We start from the raw sequence: 18,537 nt of genomic DNA, 5'->3' as shown, positions 1-18,537 counted from the left end.
TGCTTTCACCAGTGAGGACGCGTCTCGCCGCAGCGATCGTGGTGCAGGCACTGGCGTCGATCGCCGGTGTCGTGCCGCTGTTCGCGCTGACACAGCTCGCGCATGCCGCCGCACACGGGCATTCGGCCGACCTCATCGGCTGGATCTTGGCGGGCAGCATCGCCGCTCTCCTCCGCGCGGCATTGCACCCCTGCGCCTTCGCGCTCAGCCACCGCGCCGACGCCGACCTGCAGCATTCCCTGCGCGAGCGCGTCGTGGCCCAGCTGTCGCGGCTTCCGCTGCGATTCTTCGACGAGCGGTCCTCCGCGCAGGTCAAGCGCACCGTGACCGACGACGTGGGCGCCCTGCATCATCTCGTGGGACACGCCCTCCTCGATCTGGCGAGCCTCGTCGTGACCCCGGCTGCCGTCATCGTCGCGCTGGCCGCCACCGCGCCCGAGCTGCTGCCCGCGGCGCTGCTCCCGGTGGCGGCCGGTATCGCCCTGCATCGACGTGCCATGCGGCGCATCGCCGGGACGATGCCCCAGTTCCAGTCGGCCGTGACCGAGCTCGACGCCGCTGCGACCGAGTTCGTCCGCGCGATCGCGCCCGTGCGGCTCTTCGGCGCCGAGCACCGCGTCCACGGCCGCTTCGACGATGCCGCGCGGCAGTATGCCGGCTTCCTGCGCTCCTGGGCCCGCGGCCTCACCGGCCCGAGCAACGCGACGCAGCTCGCCTTCGCTCCGCTCACCGCGACGGTGGTGACCGCCGTCGCCGGGGCGGCGCTGGCCGACGCCGGTCACACGGACGTCATCTCCGTCGGCGCCGCCGTGGTGCTGGCGCCCGCGCTGGGGGCGCCCTTCCTGCCGCTGACCTTCGCGCTCCAGGACGTCGGCCACGGCAGGGCCGCCCTGCGGCGCATCGGCGACTTCCTCGGCGAGGAGACCGTGCGCGACGCACCGGTGTTGCCGCCGGCCGCGCTCGGCGAGCCGGTTACAGTGACGCTCCACGATGTCGCCATCGCGTACGGCGACCGCCCGGCGGTCACCGGCATCGACCTCGACCTGCGTCCCGGCAGGGTCGTCGCGCTGGTGGGCCGGTCCGGAGCGGGCAAGTCGACGATCGCGCAGGCCGTCGCGGGACTGCGCCCGATCACCGTCGGCCGGATGACTCTCAACGGCCTCGACTACGCCGATCTCGACGAGCAGGACGTGGTGAGCCGCATCGCCTGGGTGCCCCAAGACCCCCGACTGCTGCGCGCGTCGGTCCGCGACAACATCGCCCTGGCCGCCCCGGCGGCGTCACTCCAGGAGGTCGTCAACGCCGCGCGTGTGGCCCGGATCGCCGACCGCATCGCCGCGCTCCCCGACGGATATGACACCGTCGTCGGCGAGGGCATCGAGCTGTCCGGGGGCGAGGCGCAGCGCGTGTGCGTCGCGCGGTCCGTCCTCACCTGCCGCGGCGTCCTGGTGATGGACGAGGCAACGTCGGCGCTCGACCAGCGGACCCAGCGCGAGGTGCTCCAGGGACTGGCCACGGTCCGTGCGGAGAGGGCCGTGCTCGTCGTCGCGCACCGGCTGGAGACCGTGCGCGATGCGGACGAGATCGTGGTCCTCGATGAGGGCCGGATCGTCGAGCGCGGTCGCCACGAGGATCTGCTCGCGTGTGACGACCACTATGCGCGACTGTGGTCCGAGCAGCAGGGGGTCACGTGCTGACCCGGATCACGACCGCGAACGTGCCCGATGAGCACCGCCGCGGCCTACGGGCCGCCGAGGCGCTGCTCGTCGCGGCGGCCATCGCCCAGGGCGCGGGCATCGGAGCGCTGTTTCCTGTCTTCCACGCGCTCGACGAGGCCCGATCGCCCTGGCCGTCGCTCACGCTCCTCGCGATCCTCTGGGCCGCGTGGGCGGTGCTCCAGGCGGCGGGGACGGCGCTGGCGCGGTCCCACGGCTATGGGCTCGCCGGTCCTCTCCTCACCGCGATCGGCGAGCAGGTGGGGTCCATGGCGCCAGGCCGGCTGACCGGACCGGTGGTCGGCACCGTGAGTCGCCTCGCGGTCAGCGACGTGATGAGCCTGGTCACGCGTCCGGCCCATCTGCTCGACCCTGCGATCGGCGCGGTCGTCACCCCGGTCGCCGCACTGGCCGTCGCCGGGTTCATCGACCCGGCGGTGTCGGCGGTGGGCCTCGCGCTGCTGCCGCTGATCCTCGTGGCCTATCTCTGGTGTGGTCGTCGCGTCGCGCGCAGCGAGGCGGCGCTGCACGATGCCGCGGCCGATGTGGCGACGCGCATCGTCGAGCTAGCCGAGCAGCAGCCCGTGCTGCGGTCCGCCGGACGCGCGGACGACCCCGACGGGCAGGTGTCCCGGGCACTGAACCGGCTCGATCGGCGACAGCGGCAACTGCTGCGTGAGGCGCTCCCCGGTCTCGCCGGATATGTCGTGGTGATCCAGTGCGTGATCGCCCTGCTTGTCGTCGTCCTCGGGCTGGCCGCGCTGGACGGTCGGGTCGGCACCGCCGGGTTACTGACGCTGGCCGTGCTGGTGGTCCGGACCGGCGAACAACTCTTGCACGCGGGCGAGCATGCGGGAGCGTCCCGGCTGGCCGCCGCCGCGCAACGACGAATCGATGACTTTCTCGAGGGGGAAGGTCTGCCGGAACCGGCGGTGCCCAGGCATCCGCAGCTCTCCCCGTCCGGCATCTCCGTGACGCTCGACGACGTGACGCTGGTCCGTTCCGATGGGCGGCGGGCTCTGGCCGACGTGTCGCTGGAGATCCCCGCGGGCGCGATGGCGGCAATCGTCGGCGAGTCGGGAGCCGGCAAGAGCACGATCGTCCAGCTGTTGACCCGGATGATCGACCCGACCTCCGGCGCGGTGCGCCTCGCGGGCGTGGACACCCGCGACCTCGGCACCGCCGGGGTGGCCCGACTCGTGGCCCCGGTCTTCCAGCACACCCACCTGTTCGACGACACGATGGTCGCCAACATCGCGATCGCGCGGCCCGATGCCTCTCCGGCGCACATCGAGGCGGCCGCGAGGGCGGCCGGGTTGGACGAGGTCGCGGCGCGCGTACCGGACGGCTGGGAGACGCGAGTCGGTGAGGGCGGGTCGTTGCTCTCCTCGGGCGAACGACAGCGCGTCGCGATCGCGCGCGCGATCGCGAAGGGCTCCCCTCTGCTGGTGCTGGATGAGTTCACCTCCGTGCTGGACGCCAGCACCGAGTCCGAGGTCGTCGCGGCGCTGCGCGGTGCGGTCGGCGGAGCCACGGTCGTCATCGTCACCCACAGTCCGGCCGTCGTCTCGGCGGCCGATGTCGTCGTCACGATCGCCGATGGTCACATCGTCGGCGTCGAGCGACGGACCCCGAATGTTTCCCATTCGCCGATCGAAGGAGATGCCCATGTTTGACGTACTCGTCGTCGGAGCAGGTCCCGCAGGACTGAACGCCGCGATGGTGCTCGGCCGTCAGCGCCGGGAGGTGATCGTCGTCGACCGCGGCACGCCGCGCAATGCGCCGGCCGAGGAGATGCACATGTTCCTCAGCCGCGACGGTGCCGACCCCGCGCGGCTGCGCGAGATCGGACGGACCGAGCTCGCCGCCTATCCGAGTGTGACGCTGTGCGAGGACACGGTCACCACCATCACCGGTGAGGAGGGCACTTTCCGTGCCGAGCTGGCGGGCGGCGATGTCCTGGACGCGCGCCGCGTCCTCCTCGCCACCGGGCTGACCGATCACCTCCCCGATATTCCCGGGCTCCGAGAGCGGTTCGGGCGCACCGTGCGGCATTGTCCGTTCTGCCACGGTTGGGAGAGCCGTGACCAGCCGCTGGCCGTGCTCGGCGGATCGCTCGTGGCAGCGCTGCAGGCACGGTATATCGCAGACCGTTTCAGCGAGGACGTGGTGCTGGTGGCCAACGGCCCGCTCGAGGTCGATGACGCCGTCCGTCGCTCCCTCACCGATCACGGAATCCACGTCGAGGAGCGTCCGATCACGCGGCTCGACGGTGACGACGATCTACGTATCGTGTTCAGCGGCGGTGGGGTGCTCGGGCGGGCGGCACTCTTCGCCTTCCCGAGCACCACCGCTCAGACCGATCTCGGACAGCGGCTCGGCGCCGAGGTCCTGCCCGACGGCTGCGTCGCGGTCGACGCCTTCGGTCGGACCGGTGTGCCGGGTGTGAGCGCCGCCGGCGACGGGGCGCGGTCCGGGGAGCTCCCCGGACCCGCGGCCTCGGTGATCGCGGCGGCAGGCTCCGGCGCTACGGCCGCCATGTGGTTGGAGCAGGAGCTGTTCCGCATCGACCTCGACCTACCCCTCCCCACCTGACCCCGACCCGCTGAGGAGGGCGCAGGGGCCACGATCTCGAGCGCCTGCCCACGACGATCTTCCTCGGCCAGATACCGCATGACCTCCTCGGCTGTGTCGGTGTCCCCCAGCTCGGATGCGCTGGCGATCACCCGCAGATCGGCGCAAATCATGAGTCTTCCCCTCTCGCATCCACCGGCGTGAGGGGCTTCAGGTGGCCGTCGTCGATCATGTAGACCCGGTCGGCGAGCGCCGCCAACTCCTCGTCGTGGGTCGCGATCACGACGGCACCGCCGCGCCGGCGATGTTCAGTCAGCACGCGGAGCATCGCAGCGACACTCGCGCGGTCGAGGGCCGAGGTGGGTTCATCAGCCACCAGGACAGCGGGCTCCACGATGACGGCGCGCGCGAAGACAGCGCGCTGCCGCTGCCCACCCGAGCACTCGCCCGGTCGTCGGCGCCGAGCGGACGCGTCGACACCCAGTCGGGCGAGCAGTTCATCGGCCCGCCGCAATGCCTCGCGTCGCGGCGTCCCGTGCAGTGTCCGTAAGGGTTGTGCGACCTGAGCGACCAGGCGCATCACCGGATTGAGCTCGAGACGCCCGTCCTGGCCCGCGCGCTGCAACGCGCGCCATTGCTGGGCGCTCCGCCGCGCGGGGCGGTCGATCGAGGCGGCCACCGGCAGCGAGATCATCCGGCCATCCGCCGCCAACTCGATCCGACCGGCGCACACGGGGTGAAGACCCGCGATCGCCCGCAGGAGCGTGCTCTTGCCGCAGCCGCTGGGGCCGACGACGGCGACCACCTCGCCGCTGCCGATCGATAACGTGGCGTCACGCAGGAGAGCGCGGCCATCCACCATGTCCAGACCGAGGTCGTCGACCTCCAGCAGGCGGCCGCCCTCGGAGGAAGGACGGCCCAGGCTTAGCTCGGCGTCCACCGCTGCGAGCGAGAGGATCCGTGCCTGCAGCCCCGCGATCAGCACATCGTCGTGGGTGACGACCACTGTCGTGCGCCCCCGGTCCCGACGATCGCGGAGCACGGCGGCGACCCGCTCGCGTGCCTGCGCTCCAAGGCCCGCTGTCGGCTCATCGAGCACCAGCAGCTCCGGGTCGCCGATCAACGCTCGCGCGATAGCGACGCGGACGGCCTCGCCCCCGGAGACGCGACCCGCCCGCTGTGAGAGGATCCGCACCGGCAGGTCGAGCATGTCGATGACCTGCTCGACCTCTTCTCGGGACACTACCCGCCGGGACCGCCCGTCGAGCAGCACCCGCTCGACCCGCTGACGGGGATCAAGGGTCGATGCCGGGTCCTGTGGCACGTATGTGGCACCGGAGCCGATGCCAGTGACATCGATCGTCCCGGTGACCGCGAGACCCGGTGCCACGCGGCCGGCCAGGACCTCCAGCAATGTGGTCTTGCCGCTGCCGGAAGGGCCACGGACGACCAGCAGATCACCGGCCTCGATGCGCAACGGGCCGGTCGACAAGATGACCGTCCCGGCACTGTCGCGGACCGTCAGCCCCCCGTCGTCACCAGTCGCCGCTCCCGGCCCTCGCCGCCGTGCGGGCCGCCCGTTCACCGGCGGCGCGACCAGCTCGGAGGCACGGTCGATGCCGAGTGCGATCGCGGCTCCCACAGCTCCGAGCGCGATCGTGGGAGCCGCCACCGACCAGGGATTGATCGACACGCCGCTGAGATTGGACATCACCATCGAACTCCAGGTGACGTGGTCACCGCCACGGATGACCTGGATCGCCACCACGAGCTGCAAGGCGGCGACGGCCCGATTGCCGAGGTCGGTGAGGACCGTCGCGCTGATCGCCGGCAGCACATCGCGCAGCAGGATCGCGATGGGTCGTTCGCCGCGAGTCACGGCGGCGTCGACGTGACCTGACCGAGCCTGCACGGCGAGGGACGCGGCGACGATGCGGGCGGAAGCCGGCACGCCGAGGGCGAGCATCGCGACGATCACGGCGGGCCAGAGACCGATGAATACCGACAGTAGGAGCACGAGGATCACGCCCGGCACGGCCAGCGCGACCCCGGTGACGTGCCGGACGAGGGACGCGACCCGCGGACGCCGCCAGGTGATCAGGGCTAACAGGGCGCCGACGCCGGTGGTCACGACGCCGATGAGCAGACAGCCCGCGATGAGCTCGGCGCCTCCGGCGAGCAGCCGGGCGAGGACATCGCGACCCAGCGCGTCGAGGCCGAGCGGATGTGCACTCGACGGACCCTCCCACGGCCGGCCGAATGATCGCGTGGGGCTGATGCCCCGCGCCTCGCCCACCAGCGGTGTCAGCCAGGTCGCGACGACCACGGCCGCGGAGACACCAAGGAGTGCCTTGCGCCCGTCCACGGCTACCACTGCCGTTCGAGCCGGGAGCACATGGCGTCGGCGCAGGCGAGACCGGCCGCGGTGACCGTCGCGACGATGACGGCGACGGCCTGCACGACGGGGACGTCGCGAGCGGCGACCGCCTGTGCCAACAGGCCGCCGAGACCGGGCAGGGCGACGATCTGCTCGACCACGACCGAGCCGGCGATGATGCCTCCGGCGAGCATCGCAGCACTCTGCGCCAGCGCAGGCAGCAGCGGCGGGAGGACGTGACCGAGGGAGACGGAGATCACGCCGCGTCCACGCTGACGCGCCTCCGTGACATAGCGACGGGCGGCGATGTCCTCCGCCGGCCCGCGCAGTGTCCGCACCAGCCAAGCCGAGGCCGGGAGCACGAGGGCCGCGATCGGCAGCACGAGCAGCACGGGCTCCTCCAGGATCGAGGTGCCGGGACTGGTCAGGGAGACCGGTGGGACGAGGCCGAGCCAGGTGGCCAGGACGAGCACGAGCACTGTCGCAATGATTGCGTCCGGAATACCGCACAGCGTCCCGGCGACCGTCTGCACCAATCGTGTCCGGGGCGTCGCCCGCACTGCCACCAGGAGCACGGCGACTGTGCCGAGCAGCACCGCGAGGAGCCAGGCTGGGATCACGATCGCCGCCGTCACCACCGAGCGCTCTCCGAGCAGCCCGAGGACGGGACGGCCGCTGACCAGCGAGGTGCCCACATCGCCCCGCGCCGCCGCGCCGAGCCACTGGACGATCTGCACCACCACCGGGTCATCGAGGCCGAGTTCCCCGCGCAGCCGCTCGACCCGCTCGGGGTCGGCGCCCGGACCGGCGATGACGGTCGCCGCGTCGGTGGGCAGCAAGCTCACCAGGATGTGCACCAGGACGACGGCAACCACGGCCACGAGGATCGTCCACCCCACGAGGCGGGCGAAGAGGAGCGCAGCGCCCGCCGCCCGCCGTCGTGGCGCCCGCGCGGGCGCCACGACGGTCGAGGACGTCACGACGAGATGGCGACGTCGGTCAGCTTCAAGCGGGCGAATCCGGGACCCTTCGACAGCCCGTCGACATCGCTCGAGGCGACCGTGAGGCCGTCCCCGTGGCCCCAGGCGACGACACCACCCTCAGCGGCCATCTCCCGTTGCAGGTCCGCAAGCTGCTCGCGGCGCTGGTCGGTGTCGGTGGTCGCCATTGCCTCCTCGAAGGCGGAGTCGAAGTCCGGCCGGCGCCACTGTGTCTCGTTGAACGCGGAGTCGCTGAGCGCGGTCTGGCGCACCCACACCGGGTACGGCATCTGCGAGTAGTAGCCGACGCTGAACGGCACTTGTCCGTAGGTCTCCGTCCAGTAGGTGTCGGGCGACTCCTCGGCGATCTCGACGCGGATGCCGGCCTCGGCCAGCTGCTCGGCCACGAGCGTGGCCGTCGGGACCATCGAGGGATAGGCCGCCGAGGTGTGCAGCGTGATGTCGACGCCGTCCGGGTATCCGGCCTCGGCCAGGGCCTGCTCCGCGGTCTCGACATCGCGTGCGGGTGGCTCCAGGTCGTTCGGGGCCGAGGGATCGTTCGGCTGCGGCAGGTCCGCACCCTCCTGGCCGAAGCCGAGGTACACGTTCTCCACGAGCGCCTCGCGGTCGATCGCCAGCTTGACGGCCTCGCGCACGCCAGGCTCGTCGAACGGAGGCTCGTCCAGCCTCATGAGCAACGGTGTGGTGGACCCCGCCGGCCGGCGGATCACCTGCAGGTCGTCGTTGTCCTCCGCGGTCGCGGCGGCAGCCGGTTCCACGCCGAGCGCCAGGTCGATCTCACCGGAGGTGACCGCCTCGTTCATCGTGCGGGGATCGGCGAAGGCGCGGATCTCCAGGCCGGGGGAAGCGGGCTCGCCGCCCCACCAGTCGGGATTGCTCTCCAGGCTCGCCGCCGACTCGTCCTGCGCGGACACGACGAACGGCCCGGAACCGACGGGCTCGTCGAAGGACTCGGTACCGTCGGGCACGATGAAGGATGAGCCCGCGAGGGTCGTCAGCAGCTCGGCATCGGGCACCGAGGTCGCGAGGACGACCGTGTGCTCGTCCGGTGCCGAGGACGCGCCCATGTCGACCGAGCCGAGCCGCGCGCCGTTCTGGTCGGCCAGCTCGTCGATACGGCCCAGTGAGTACATGACATCGGCTGAGGTAACCGGGCTGCCGTCGCTGAACTGGGCGTCGTCGCGCAGGGTGAACGTCCACTCGCTCGCGGTGTCGTCGACCTCCCACGACTCCGCGAGGGCGGGGGCCGGAGCGCCGTCCTCGTCGACGCCGACGAGTGGATCGTAGATCGCCGAGAGACGGACCCAGTCCGACTCGTTGAACAGCGAGCCGTGCGGATCGGCCGTGGCCGGTCCCGCGCCGACGGCGCCGACGCGAACGGTGCGGTCGGAGCCGTCTTGCTCGTCGTCGCCGGATGACGAGCAGGCGGCCGTCGCCGTGAGAGCGAGGGCCGCGACGACGGCCACGGCGACTCGGCGGAAGGGGCGTCCGGAGCCGGACGCGAGGGGCGGTGTCATCAATGGGACCTTTCCGATACGGGGGGATACGGCACGGCCTGCGGGTCGCGCAGGGCGAGATCGAGAGACGCGGCCACGACGCGGGCGCCGTCGTCGCGGATCACGGAGTAGTGATGTCCGGGGGCCGGGTGGACGGTCAGCGGGCCGTCCACATAGGGCTCCCAGCCGAGCGAGGAGCTCTCGAAGTCGTCGTCGACGCCCATGCCCAGCCTGCTGTTGTGGGGTGATGTCTCGGTCGCCCGGATCAGCAGCACCGGCACAGTGGCGTCGAGCCGGCTCGCCTGGTGCGCGGCGAGCCCACGCAGGTGCCGGTCGAACACGGCGAAGCGCTCAGTCGCGGCGTCGCCGTCGGCGAAGGCGCCGAGATCGATGAGCGCGCGCTGCAGCCCGTCGGCATCGTCGCCGTTCGCGTTCACGCCCAGATAGGACTGCACCGAGCGCAGGAAGCGCATCCGCTGGGTCGTGGTCGTCGTGTCGATGTCGAGCCCTTCGATCGCGACGATCCGCTCCGGGCAGGTCGAGTCGATCATGGCGAGGAGATCGACCTCGCGACCCGCGCGCCGCAATGCCCCCGCGATCGCGTGCGCGAGGGTGCCGCCCATCGACCATCCCCCGAGCGTCAACGGGCCCGACGGCTGGTGCGCGGCGATCGCCGCCGCGTAACGGTCGACGACCTCCTCGAGGTCGGTGGGCCAGTCATGGCCCGCGAGGCCCGGGTCGGCGATCGCGACGACGGGGCGCTCCGTGCGCAGCAGGCGCACGATCGACAGATAGCACGACACGTCGCCGCCCGAGGGGTGGACGAGGAACACGGGTCGGCCCTCCCCCGAGGACAACCGCACCACGGCGTCGGCGGGCACCGGGGCCTCGACCGGCTCCGCCCGCGGTACGGACTTCGAGGATGACAACGTAGCCAGCTGGCGTGGCGTCGGCCCGGGCAGCAGGTCTCCGGGATGGACATCGGCGCCGCAACGGCGGCGATGCTCCGTGAGCATCCGCACCATCAGCAACGAGTCGCCGCCGAGGTCGAAGAAGTCGTCATCGGGGCCCACCGGGCAGCCCAGCAGCACCGCCCACGCGGAGCGGATCTCATCGACGTTCCCCAGGTCGGCCGTGGGTGGCGGCTCCTCGGTGGTCCAGCCCCGTCCGCCCGCGAGGGCGCGCAGCGTCGCCATCGTGTCGGCGAGCAGCACGTCGGCGAGATCGGCAGCGTAGAGCCCCTCGCGCACTGACAGGTCCGCGACGAGCTCGCCCTCCAGGGCGAACACCCGCAGCTCGCCGTGGATGTGCGGGGTGGAGACGGTCTGCTCGAAGGCGCTCACCTCGGGGTGGCCGAGCGCGCCGGCCCGACCGAGCCGCTCTCCCGGCACGGCGGCGTCGAGGCCGAGGGTCGACTGCACCACCCAGGGTGCGACGACACGACCACGGTCGCCGTTCCGAACGAGCTCGCGCCCCACGTCGACAGCGCTGGCGCCCAGATGGCCGGAGGCCTCGGTGAGGGTCTTCCCCACGCGCCGCGCCCGGCCCACGAGATCGGGATCGCGCCCGAGCTCAAGGTCGACGAGCGCCGTCGTCGATAACGGCCCGACGAGCCCGAGCACGTCGGCGTGGATCGCCTGACGCCGGGACAGCAATGTCGTGAGCAGTAGCCGGTCCTGGCCGGTCCGCTTCCTCAAAGCCATCGCGAAAGCCACCATGGCCACGGCCGAGAGCGTGACCCCCTCGGCGCGGGCACGCACGGCGAGCGCCTGGTGCCGCTGCGGGTCAAGGCGGGCCTCGCGTCGAATCATCCGGCCGGTCACCGACGCGTCGAGGCGTTCGAGCCGGGGCGGCTCCGGCGGGTCGGCGAGTCGTTGCCGCCACCAGCGCAGATCGTCGTCGCGTTCCGTCGACGTGCGGCGCAGGTACTCCGGGACCTCGAGCGCCGGTGGTTCGTCGATGGCCTCGCCGACCAGCAGTCGCAGGAGCTCGCGCTCGACGAGGGCGATGGACCATCCGTCGACCGCGAGCAGGCTGAAGCGTGTGACGAGCCGAGCACGGCCCTCCGGTTCCAGGCACAGGGCGACGCGCAGAGCGGGCTCCGCGGACAGGTCCGGGGTCCGTCCGGCCAGATCGCTCGCGATGCGCTCGACGGCCGTGTCGACGGGACCGGGGTCGTCCCTCAGGTCGTGGACGTCGAGCGACGGCGCGCAGGTCGGGTCGTCCGCGGGGCGGGTCCACTGCGTGCCGTCCGCTTCCACGCTCACGCGGAGCATGGGGTGACGCCTCAGCACGAGGCCCAGGGCGTCACGCAACTCGGTCGCGACGCGCTCGTGGTCGACATCGCGGCAGGGCACCACGGTCACGACGCTCGCGGGGCAGGCGGGCACCTCCCAGTCGATCTGCTCGCCCAGCCAGTAGGACCGTTGCAGGGCAGTGAGCGGGAACGGCCGGCCGGCCTCGGACTCCGGCGCCGGGACCGCCTGGGTCTTCGCCGGCACCCCTTCGTCCTCGGCGCGCAGCGCAGCGGCCACCTCCGCGACGGTGGTCTCGGATCGTACGGCGGTCAGTGGCAGCGTCCGTCCCGTGCGCTCCGCCAGGTGCGCCGCCATCCGTACGGCCAGCAGAGAGTCGCCGCCGAGGGACAGGAACGTGGAGTCGTCGTGGATCTGCGCGACGTCCACGGTCAGCACCTCGGCCCACGACTGCCGGATAGCGGCCACGAGGTCATCGGCCGGCGTGGCCGAGGCATCGTCGGGTTCCGGCGTACTGCTGTCCCAGGCGTCGTCCGCGGTGAGTCCACGCAGTCGCTCGACATACGCGTCGAAGGCCTCGTCCGCAGTTTCCGGATCGATCGCCGCCTCGTTGACGTCCCACTGAAGGATCAGGTCGCCGCGCAGCTCGAAGGCCTGGTGGTCCAGCCAGGTCTGAGGGGTCTGGCTGACACCGTCGACGACCGGGCCGAGCCATTCGTGGTCGTGCCGCTCACCGTCGGGCGCGGTGTCGAGCCCGAGCATGCTGGTGAAGACCACGGGCACATTGCGCTGCCGGCCGGTGCGTCGCGCCTGCTCGGCGAGCACCTCCAGGCCGGAGACGGCCGTGTGCGGGAGATCGGCGTGGAGCTGGTGTTGCAGGCCTGCCGCTCCTGCTGCGAACCCGGCCGTCTCGGGTGGCCGACGTTCGAGCAGCAGGAGTGTGGAGAACTCCCCCACGACGTCCTCGACACCGGTCAGCTCGGGCCGGTCGAAGACGGTGAGCGTGATGCTGAAGTGTTCCTCTCCGGACCACTGCGCCAGCGTCTCGCTGTAGGCGGCCAAGACCACGGCCGTGGGGGTCAGCCGCTCAACCGCCGCCCGTTCGCGGATCCGAGCCCAGTCCGACGCCTCCACGACGGCGCGCCGCCGTGTGAATCGCGGTTCGGCCGACCCGCGGTCGCTACCGATGGCGGGGGCGGCTGGCAGTGTGTCGGCGCGCGGACGCCAGTACGCCCACGCCTCTTCTCGCTCCGAGCCACCGGCTCGTGCGTCGAGGGCGGCCACGCATGCGGCGAAGGTAGTGCGCGGCGCCGGCAACTCGCGACCCGAGTCCTCGTACAGAGCCCGCATCTCCCGGTCGACGAGCATCCAGCTGGCCGAGTCGCATACAAGCACGTCGACCGAGATCAGCAGCCGGTGCTCTCCGTCCGGCATGAGGACGACGACCGGCTCCACTAGCGGCCACGCGGCGGGGTCGGCGACGCGGTGGGCGGACTCGTCCCGCAGCCGGGCGAGCTCGTCGCGCGCCCGGTCGGGCACCTCGTCGGTCAGGTCATGCACGCGCAGGCCGGCCTCCGGCGGCGGATCCAGCGGGTGGTTGCGTCCCGTGTGGTCGATGACCGTGCGGAGCATCTCGTGGCGGTCCACCACCGTGCGCCACGCGTGTGCATAGCGCTCGACGTCGATCGTGGGACAGGCGATCTCGAGGTGGAAGTGGCAACCGACCCCGCCGAGCTCATAGGTGTCCTGTCGGCCGAGCAGATAGGCCGTCTGCACCCGCGTCAGCCCGAAGGGCTCGGACGGCGCGGACGGCGACGGCACGCTCGGCGCGGGCCCCGGTTCGTCGGTCGCGACGTCGCCGTCCGGGCCGTCGAACAGCTCGGCCAGGGCGGCGACGGTGGGCGCCTGCAGGAGGTCGCGCAGGCGCAGCGTCACGCCGCTGCGATCGCGCAGTTCCGCCAGGACGCGGGTGGCGAGCAGCGAGTGTCCGCCGCGCGCGAAGAAGTCGTCGTCGCGGCTGGTGACGGGTGCGCCGAGCACCGTGCTCCACACGTCCGCGACCAGGCGCTCGGCAGGCGTGCGCAAGTCCTCGTCACCGGCTGCGACCGCGACCGAACGACGCGGCAGCGCCAGGGAACGCGGATCGAGAGCCCCCGGCGAGACCGCGATCTGCGGTGGTGCGGTAGGCAGCGCGAGGACCCGGTCGAGAGCCCGGACGGCGTCCTCGGCATCGAGCGCGTGCCGCATCGTGATCTCGGAGACGGCCTCCGCCTCCGCGGCCGTGCCGAAGCGCCACCGATCCCAGTCCAGGGCCGTCCATCCCTGCGCGTGCCGACGGTGGGCCACCGCGTCGAGGAATCGGCTCGCGGCGACATAGGCGCCGAGGCCGAACCCGCCGATCGTCCCTGCCGCCGACGACATCAGCACGACCCGGCGAGGCCGCCGGTCGGCCGCGAGTCGATCGACGGCGGCCTCCAGCGCGGCGACACCGTCGACCTTGGCGGCGAGATTGGCCGCGATCGCCGCGTCGTCGAGCTCGGCCAATGGCGCGAGCTCCAGGGCGACGGGAGCGTGCACGATCAGGTCGAGCGGCCCCCGCTCGGCGGTGAGCCTCCCGATGAGACGATCGACCGCGCCGGTATCGGACACATCGAGCTCGGCCAGCTCGATCTCGACGCCTCGCTCGCGGAGTACCGCGACGGTGTCGCGCTGCTCGATCGATCGCGGGTCCCGGCTCTGTTCGAGACCCGCGCCCCGGCGCGAGGCGAGCACGATCCGGGCGCCATGCCGCAGGCCCCATCGCTCCGCCAGGGTTAAGCCCACGGCGCCGAGACCTCCGGTGACCAGTACGGTGGCACCGCTCGGCAAAGGCGCGATGTCCGGTGTCGAGGAATGCCAGGACTGCCAGGTACGGATGCGCCGCGTGTGCCCGTGCAACCGGACCTCCCAGCCCGACTCCCCGGTTGCCGCGAGATCGCCCAGCTCGGCGTTCAACGCGCCGGTCGCGATGGCGGGGCGGTCCGCGGAGACCGTGCGCCAGCGCACGCCTGGGGTCTCCTGGCCGACGACGCGCATCGTACCGGCGACGGCTGCGGCGACCGGGTCGTCCTCCGCCGGCTCCGCGGCCTCGTGCACGTGGAGGACGGGCAGCGGCTCCTCGTCACCGCTCAGGGCCGCGATCTCACGGGCGAGAACGGCGACCTGCCGCAGGGAGGCGGTGAGCCGCTCGCGCTCACCGGAACCACGGCGAGTGTCGACGGTGAGGACGACCGCGGCCGGCCGCTCCTCACCGGTCTCCCCGAAGAGCTCGCGCAGCCGGTCGGCCTCTTGGCCGGTGCCGAGCACCCGGACGGAGCCGGGCGACGGTGCCGTCGCCGGAGGAACCTCGCGCCAGGTGGGCAGTTGCAGCGGCTCGGTGGCGCTCGGCTCGTCCTGCCGCGGGCCCACGGCCGTCAGCCCGCGGCGTGCGGGCTCGACGTAGAGTCGGCGCCGCTCATAGGGATAGGTCGGCAGCGCGACACGACGCACGACGGGACCGGTGAGCTCAGCCAGATCGACGCCCGCACCGCACGCCCACAGCACGCCGGCGGCCTCGAGGAAGGCGTCCCGGCCGTCACCGTCGTCCTCGGCGAAGGCCGAGACGACCGCGGTCGTCCGGTCGGCGCCGACGGCACGCGCCGCCCACGGCACCGTCGAGCCCGGGCCGCAGGAGAGCACGATGCACGGGCCGTCGCCCATCGCGGCGTCCAGCGCATCGGAGAACCGCACCGTACGACGCAGATGCTCGCCCCAGCGGGCAGGATCACTCCACTCGGCATCACCGACCCGTTCGCCGTCGAGTGTGGAATACAGGTCGATCGCAGGCGTGCGAGGAGTGAGGGTGGACGCCAGCGCATCGAGCTCGGGGCGCACCGCATCGACGAGGTGCGAGTGGGCGGCGACGTCGATCCCCACGACCGTCGCCCGTGTGCCGCCCCGGGTCAGCTCCTTCGCGAAAGCGTCGACGGCCGCGGCCGGTCCGGCCACGACGCAGGAGCCGGGCCCGTTGACGGCCGCGAGGTCGACGTCCCGGTGATCCTCCGACAACCTCGTGACCGCGGGCTCGTCGAGAGCCACGGCGAGCATCCGCCCCGGGGCGGTCCAGCCCATCGCCGTCGAGCGCGTCACCACGAGCGCGGCGGCGTCGTCGAGGCTCAGTCCCCCACTCGCCACGGCTGCGGCGTACTCGCCCACGCTGTGACCGACGACCGCATCGGGACGGACACCGAGGTCGATGAGGCGAAGGGCCGTCGCGACCTCCGCCGCGAACAGTGCCGGCAGGCCGACGGCCGGATCCGGCACGGGATCATCGGAGGACCGGTCGGTCAGCAGTTCCAGGAGTGCGGGGCCACCGGCTTTCTCGACGGCCTCGGTGGCCTCGACGAGGTGCGCGTACAGGGACGGGTCGGCGTGGGTCGCGTCGCGCAGCATGCCTCGCCGTTGAGCGCCCGCACCCGGGAACGCCAGCACGAGACGGGCGTCCGCAGCCGTGTGTGCACTCGACGCCACGGCCCCACCGGACTCGTCGACGACCGCGATGGCGCGATGCGGCATCTCTGCGCGGCCATGGGCCAGCGTGGCGGCGACATCGGCGACCGTAGCGCGGTCGTCAGCGCGCAGGCGCCGTGCCTCGGCGAGGGTGGCGTCACGCCAGGTGATGGCCGCCGAGGGGGTTGCGGCGCTCAGCGCGACGAGCTCGGAGCCGCGCGGCATCCGGCCCGGCGCCCGGCGTTGGGGCGGCTGCTCCACAATGAGGTGGCAATTGACGCCGCCGATGCCGAAGGAGCTGACACCCGCCCGGCGCGTGGTGCCGCCGTTCCAGGATCGGGCCGTCTCCGGCAGGTAGAACGCCGAGCCGTCGAGCTCGGCGACGGGATCGGCGTGCGGCGTCGGGAAGATCTCCCCGTCGCGCACCGCTAGCACGGCCTTGATCAGTCCGGCGACCCCCGCGGCGGAGGACGTGTGCCCGATATTTCCCTTCACCGAGCCGAGCGCGCACCACGGCGTCGCGGCGGCGCCCCATACCTCGCGCAGCGCGGCGATCTCGATGCGGTCTCCCAGCGCCGTCGCGGTTCCGTGCCCTTCGAGGAGGCCGATATCGGCGGGTTCCAGATCGGCGACCGCGAAGGCCTGTTCGATCGCAGCGACCTGGCCGGCCACGGTAGGAGCCGTGAAGCCGACCTTGCCGGCACCGTCGTTGGTGACGGCGCTGCCGCGGATCACCGCGTGGATCGGGTCGCCGTCAGCCAGCGCGTCCTCGAGCCGGCGCAGCACGACGCACCCGGCGCCGTCGGCGAACACCGTCCCGGAGGCGCCTCGCGAGAAGGAGCGCGTGTGGCCGTCGGTGCTGAAGGGCCCGTCGGGCACGGCGACGTAGCCCTCGGGCGGAGGCACCTGCAGGGAGACTCCTCCCGCCAGCGCGGTGTCGCACTCGTCGGCGAGCAGCGCCTGGACGGCGGTGTGCACGGCGACCAGCGAGGTCGCGCACGTCGCGCCGACGGCCATCGACGGGCCGTCGAGGCCGAGCAGGTGGGCGGCGCGCAGCGGCAGGTAGTCGGCGACATTGGCGGTGTGCAGGTGCAGGCTGGCGACAGGGTCAGCGCCTCCGGTGGCGTCGAAACGGCCGGCGAGATTGTGGGCGAGGTAGCCCGACAGGCCGGCCCCGGCGTAGACGCCGACCACGCCACGCGTGTCACCGGCACCATGTCCGGCGCGATCGAGCGCGTCGCGGGCGCATTCGAGGAAGACTCGATGCTGCGGGTCCATCACCTCGGCATCGGTCTCACCGAGGCCGAGGGCGGCCGGATCGGTGTCCAGGGCCGTGTCCACCCGTCCCACGACGGGCACCAACGGCGCTGCGGCATCGGTGCGACGCAGTCCCTCGCGGCCTGCAGCCAGGAGATCCTGGAACTCGTCCACATCGGCGGCGCCGGGGAACCGGCACGACATCGCGACGATGGCGACCTCGGTCATCGCGCCGCCTCCGTCCGCGGGCGGTGGGCGACGAGCACGAACTGCGCCATCGGATCGAGCGGGTGGTCCCGGCTGGGCTCGAGACTCACCGGCTCGAGGCCCGCGGCCCGCGTGGCATCCAGCCACTCGTTGCTCCGGAGCAGGATCCGGCCGTCGTGGCGGCGCTGGTCGCACGGCAGCTCATCAGGACGATCCGCCGCGGGCGACATCAACAGATACATCGAAAGCAGCAGAGGGTGGTGCTCCCGGCCGGTCTCGACCATGACCAGGTGACCGCCCGGCCGCAGCAACCGGGCCACCCGATCGAGGGTGGCGACGGCGTCGACACCGTTGTGCAGCACATTCGCCGCCACCACCACGTCGATGCTCTCCGGCTCGCGTCCCTGTTTCGCGCAGTCCTCGTGCAGGTCGTAGTGGGAGGCATCGAAAGCACCTCGGTCCGCCCAGCGGCGGCGGGCCTCGGCAAGGAAGTACTCGCTCACATCGGTGAAGTCGTAGTGCACCGAGCGGGGTAGCCGCTCGAGGATCGGCTGCGTCGTGGCGCCAGTGCCGGCCCCGATCTCCAGAACCCGTCCCCGCTCGGGCGCGAGCTCCGCGACCCGGTCGGCGGTGAGGGCGTTGACGAGGGCGCTGGCCGCATTGCCCGCGTAGATCTCGTCCGTCGTCCGGGGATCGGCGAAGAGCAGACTCTGCACGGTCAGCTCGTCGCGCAACAGCGCCGGCAACTGGTCGGCGCACGCACGGTAGAAGTCGCGCAGGGCGGGACCGCAGCAGTGGCGCACCGCGGCGGTGTCCTCGAAGGCCCGCCCCACCTCGGAGGCCTCCGGCACCCGCACGGCGTGGAGACGGTGGGCATGCGGGTCGAATGCGCTCAGTCCGGAACCAGCGAGCACCCGTGCCCACCGGTCAATGATCCGGCGGTGCCGATCGGCCACGCCGAGCGCATCGCCGATCTCCCTTGTGGTGAGCGAACGTCCCGCGGTCAGGCCGGCCTCAACCGCGAGGAACCGGGCCAGCGTCAGTTCCGCCCAGCGGTCCAGCCGGTCCATCTCATCGAGCACGACCGGCGCCTCTGGGGATGCGGTGACGTTCATCGGGGCTCCTCCC

At 72.3% G+C, this 18,537-nt stretch carries 8 protein-coding genes; 3 read left to right on the top strand and 5 right to left on the bottom strand.

Annotated elements, in window-relative coordinates; all coding sequences use genetic code 11:
* Window positions 1-11: 11 nt before the first annotated feature.
* From BHE97_RS04900 to BHE97_RS04890, 3 genes are read left to right on the top strand one after another with little or no spacing between them, the layout of a single operon-like run.
* Window positions 12-1,697 carry an ABC transporter ATP-binding protein gene (locus BHE97_RS04900; RefSeq protein WP_236757525.1) on the top strand — a complete coding sequence of 562 codons (1,686 nt, stop codon included), beginning with the start codon at window positions 12-14 and terminating at the stop codon, window positions 1,695-1,697.
* On the top strand, window positions 1,691-3,391 hold the full coding sequence (locus BHE97_RS04895) for an ABC transporter ATP-binding protein (RefSeq protein WP_140399972.1): 1,701 nt from the start codon (window positions 1,691-1,693) through the stop codon (window positions 3,389-3,391). The genes BHE97_RS04900 and BHE97_RS04895 overlap by 7 nt, the downstream gene beginning before the upstream one ends.
* A complete protein-coding gene (locus BHE97_RS04890) occupies window positions 3,384-4,310 on the top strand; it encodes an NAD(P)/FAD-dependent oxidoreductase (RefSeq protein WP_087622906.1) in 927 nt (308 codons plus the stop codon). Before BHE97_RS04895 ends, BHE97_RS04890 begins: the two co-directional genes overlap by 8 nt.
* Window positions 4,311-4,458: 148 nt before the next feature.
* Here the strand turns inward: BHE97_RS04890 and BHE97_RS04885 are convergent, their stop codons facing one another.
* From BHE97_RS04885 to BHE97_RS04865, 5 genes are read right to left on the bottom strand one after another with little or no spacing between them, the layout of a single operon-like run.
* Entirely contained in the window at window positions 4,459-6,654 is a 2,196-nt protein-coding gene (locus BHE97_RS04885) for an ATP-binding cassette domain-containing protein (RefSeq protein ID WP_140399970.1), read from the bottom strand.
* Window positions 6,655-6,656: 2 nt separating this feature from the next.
* Window positions 6,657-7,646 (bottom strand): ABC transporter permease, encoded by a 990-nt coding sequence (locus tag BHE97_RS04880; protein WP_140399968.1) that lies wholly within the window; start codon window positions 7,644-7,646, stop codon window positions 6,657-6,659.
* Window positions 7,643-9,184 carry an ABC transporter substrate-binding protein gene (locus BHE97_RS04875; RefSeq protein WP_087622903.1) on the bottom strand — a complete coding sequence of 514 codons (1,542 nt, stop codon included), beginning with the start codon at window positions 9,182-9,184 and terminating at the stop codon, window positions 7,643-7,645. Before BHE97_RS04875 ends, BHE97_RS04880 begins: the two co-directional genes overlap by 4 nt.
* On the bottom strand, window positions 9,184-17,430 hold the full coding sequence (locus BHE97_RS04870; protein WP_087622902.1) for a type I polyketide synthase: 8,247 nt from the start codon (window positions 17,428-17,430) through the stop codon (window positions 9,184-9,186). The genes BHE97_RS04875 and BHE97_RS04870 overlap by 1 nt, the downstream gene beginning before the upstream one ends.
* Window positions 17,427-18,524 (bottom strand): class I SAM-dependent methyltransferase, encoded by a 1,098-nt coding sequence (locus tag BHE97_RS04865; RefSeq protein WP_087622901.1) that lies wholly within the window; start codon window positions 18,522-18,524, stop codon window positions 17,427-17,429. Before BHE97_RS04865 ends, BHE97_RS04870 begins: the two co-directional genes overlap by 4 nt.
* Between the last annotated feature and the right edge of the window lie 13 nt (window positions 18,525-18,537).

This window comes from Aeromicrobium sp. PE09-221, from assembly GCF_002174305.1.
GTDB lineage: Bacteria > Actinomycetota > Actinomycetes > Propionibacteriales > Nocardioidaceae > Aeromicrobium.
The sequence above is the reverse complement of the archived record's forward strand: the minus strand, read 5'-3'. Positions and strand labels throughout refer to the sequence as shown.